Origin of the sequence: Methylobacterium sp. WL6 (assembly GCF_008040095.1) — a bacterium.
Taxonomy (GTDB): Bacteria; Pseudomonadota; Alphaproteobacteria; order Rhizobiales; family Beijerinckiaceae; genus Methylobacterium.
The window spans coordinates 1-3262 of record NZ_VRVH01000408.1 but is presented as its reverse complement, the minus strand read 5'-3'; the positions used below and the strand labels follow the sequence as shown (position 1 = coordinate 3262).

Below are 3262 nucleotides of genomic sequence, written 5' to 3'. Positions count from 1 at the left end.
GTTCAGCGATGCGGGAAACCGCCGCTCGCCCGTGGCGCGCGCGGCGGTTTCCCGCATCGCTGAACCGAACGCGGGCGCCCGCATTTTCCCGGCATGACCGACACGCCCGCGAAACCGCCCGCCGATCCGATCACCGAAGGCGCCCGCGCCCGCAGCCACGGCCGCCCGAAGGATGCATGCCCCTACCCGGTCGGGTCCGATGCGCGCAGAGCCTGGCTCGAAGGCTACGACGGCACACCCGGCGATCGCGCCCCCGACCCGCCGATGGATGGCGGCTGAGATCGCATCGATACCCGCTGAGGTCGGTTGCCCGCCGACCCGCGCCGGCGATACCTTGGCCGGATGAGCCGCACCCGCTTCCAGACCTTCGACGATTCGAGCCACCGCAAGGCGGCGGAGCGCGTCGCCGCCCTTCGTGCCGCCCTCCGGGAAGCCGGCGTCGACGGCTTCGTCGTGCCGCGGGCCGACGAGCACCAGTCCGAATACGTCCCGGCCAATGCCGAGCGTCTCGCCTGGCTGACCGGGTTCACCGGCTCGGCCGGCACCGCCGTGATCCTGGCGGATGCCGCGGCGCTGTTCGTCGACGGACGCTACACCCTGCAGGCGCCGGAACAGGTCGATCCCGGCGTGGTCGCGATCGTGCCGCTCGCCGAGAGCACCGCCGAGGCCTGGATCGCCCGGACGCTGCGGCGCGGCGCGGTGCTCGGCTACGATCCCTGGCTGCACACGCCCGATGGCGTCGCCCGCCTGGAACGCGCGGCCGCCAAGGCCGGCGCGGAGGTGAAGGCGCTCTCCGAGAACCCGGTGGACGCGGTCTGGGCCGGGCGACCGAAGCCTCCGGCCGGACGCGTCGCCGCCCATCCGCTGGATTTCGCCGGAGAGGCCGCGAGCGAGAAGATCGCGCGCATCCGCGCCGAGCTCGAGACCGGCCAGTGCGATGCGCTGGTGATCTCCGATCCGCACAACCTCGCCTGGGCGTTCAACCTGCGCGGGGCCGACGTCGGCCACACGCCGCTCGCGCTCGGCTACGCCGTCCTGCCGCGCGAGGGCCGGCCGCGGCTCTTCCTCGCCTCCGGCGACGTGACGGCGGAGGCGCGCGACGCGCTCGGACCGATCGCCGACATCGACGGGCGCGACGCGTTCGAGCCGGCGCTCGGCGAGCTCGCGGGCAAGCGCGTGCGCCTCGATGCGGCGACGGGCGCGGTCGCGCTGAAGGAACGCGTCGCGGCGGTGGGCGGCACCGCCGACGTCGGCCCGGACCCGATCACCGCGATGAAGGCGGTGAAGAACCAGGCCGAGATCGCCGGCGCCCGCGCCGCGCACCGGCGCGACGGGGCGAGCGTGGTGCGCTTCCTCGCCTGGCTCGACGGGCAGGACGCGCCGAGCGAGATCGCCGCGGTGGAGGCGCTGGAGGATTTTCGCGCGGCCGGCGGGGATCTGCGCGACGTCTCGTTCCCCACGATCTCCGGCTCCGGGCCGAACGGGGCGATCGTGCATTATCGGGTGACGCGCGCCACGGACCGGAGGGCGGCGCCGGGCGAGCTGTTCCTGATCGATTCCGGCGCGCAATACCCCGACGGCACCACCGACATCACCCGCACGGTGGCGGTGGGCGCGCCGAGCGCGGAGATGCGCGATCGTTACACCCGCGTGCTGCGCGGCCACGTCGCCATCGGCCGCGCAGTCTTCCCCAAGGGCACCACCGGCGCGCAGATCGACACCCTGGCGCGCCTGCCGCTCTGGGAGGCCGGCCTCGACTTCGACCACGGAACCGGCCACGGCGTCGGCGCCTTCCTGTCGGTGCACGAAGGCCCGCAGCGCATCGCCAAGACCGGGACGGTGGCGCTCGAGCCGGGCATGATCCTCTCCAACGAGCCGGGCTATTACCGGGCGGGCGCCTACGGCATCCGCATCGAGAACCTCGTCCTCGTCGAGCCCCGCACGGTGCCCGGCGGCGAGCGCCCGGTGCTCGGCTTCGAGACCCTGACGCTCGTCCCCTACGATCGCCGCCTGATCGTGCCGGAGATGCTGAGCCCGGACGCGCGCGCCTGGGTCGACGCCTACCACGCCCGCGTCCGCGACGTGTTGTCCGCGGACCTCGACCCGGAGACGCGGGCCTGGCTGGAGCGGGCGACGGCGGCGTTGAGCAGCGGGTTCTAAAGAGTTCGAACGATCGAACCGCGCATCCGCAAGAATATCCAGCCTCACGCGGGTCCCCTCCCCCGCGTGGGGGAGCCGCGTCGCGCTTCGAATGCGCGATCCGGCGGCGCCTCCGTTCCAACCTGTCGCACGCCGACAATTTTACCCTCCGCCGGTTCGGGCCTATGAGGATGGCGGCGTGAAACCGTCGTCGTCGGTCGCGCGATAAGGACCGCATGATCCGCGCAGCCGCCCTCCTCCTGTCCCTGCTCGCGTGGCCGGTTGCGGCCCAGGGCTTCAAGCCGCCGGCCGACCTCGTGCGGGCGAGCCTCGCGGCGGAGCCCGCGGCGGTGGCGGGGGCCACGCCGTTCACCGTCGCCATCCGCATGGCGATGAAGCCGGGCTGGCACGTCTACTGGCGCAATCCCGGCGATTCCGGCCTGCCGCCGGAGGTGACCTGGACGCTGCCGGCGGGCTTCTCAGCCTCGGCGATCCAGTGGCCGGCGCCGCACCGCATCCCGATCGCGACGCTGATGAACTTCGGCTACGAGGGGGAGGCGATCCTGCTCGTGCGGGTCACGCCGCCGCCGAGCCTCGACCCGGCCGCGCCGGTGACGCTCGCAGGCAAGCTCACCTATCTCGTGTGCGAGACGGAGTGCATTCCCGGCTCGGCCGATCTCGCCCTGACGCTGCCGGTCGCGCGCGAGGCCACGGCCGATCCCGGCAACGTCGACCTGTTCGCCCGCGCCCGCGCCGCCCTGCCCAAGCGCGCGCCGTGGCCGGTGCGGCTTTCGAGCCAGGGCGACCGGCTCGCCCTCGACCTCGAGGCTCCGGGCCTCGCCGCGGACACGGTCCGCGCGGTGGCGTTCTTCCCCTATTTAGAGACGGCGATCGACAACGCCGCGCCGCAGCCCTTCACCGTCGACGCTTCGGGCCTCCACCTGACGCTGACCCGCGCGACGCCCGCCGACCCCGCGCCCGAATCGCTGCCCGGCGTGCTGGCGATCGACGAGGACACCGGCGGGGGCCTCGTTCGGCAGGCCTTCGCGCTCGGCGAGGAGGCGCCGCTCGCCGGCGGCAGCGCGATGCCGATCGCGCGCGTCTCCAGTCCTCGGAATGAGGA

General features: G+C 73.7%; 3 protein-coding genes. All 3 read left to right on the top strand.

Annotated elements, in window-relative coordinates; genetic code table 11:
* The first annotated feature begins 93 nt into the window (after window positions 1–93).
* Window positions 94–279, top strand: a complete 186-nt coding sequence (locus FV230_RS26380; protein ID WP_147729957.1) for an Rmf/CrpP family protein — start codon at window positions 94–96, stop codon at window positions 277–279.
* A 63-nt stretch (window positions 280–342) separates the two neighbouring features.
* The gene (locus FV230_RS26375) at window positions 343–2160 is read left to right on the top strand and encodes an aminopeptidase P family protein (protein WP_147844489.1); all 1818 of its coding nucleotides are present in this window, start codon (window positions 343–345) and stop codon (window positions 2158–2160) included.
* A 215-nt stretch (window positions 2161–2375) separates the two neighbouring features.
* On the top strand, window positions 2376–3262 hold an 887-nt coding region (locus FV230_RS26370; protein ID WP_281408336.1), incomplete at its 3' end, for a protein-disulfide reductase DsbD domain-containing protein.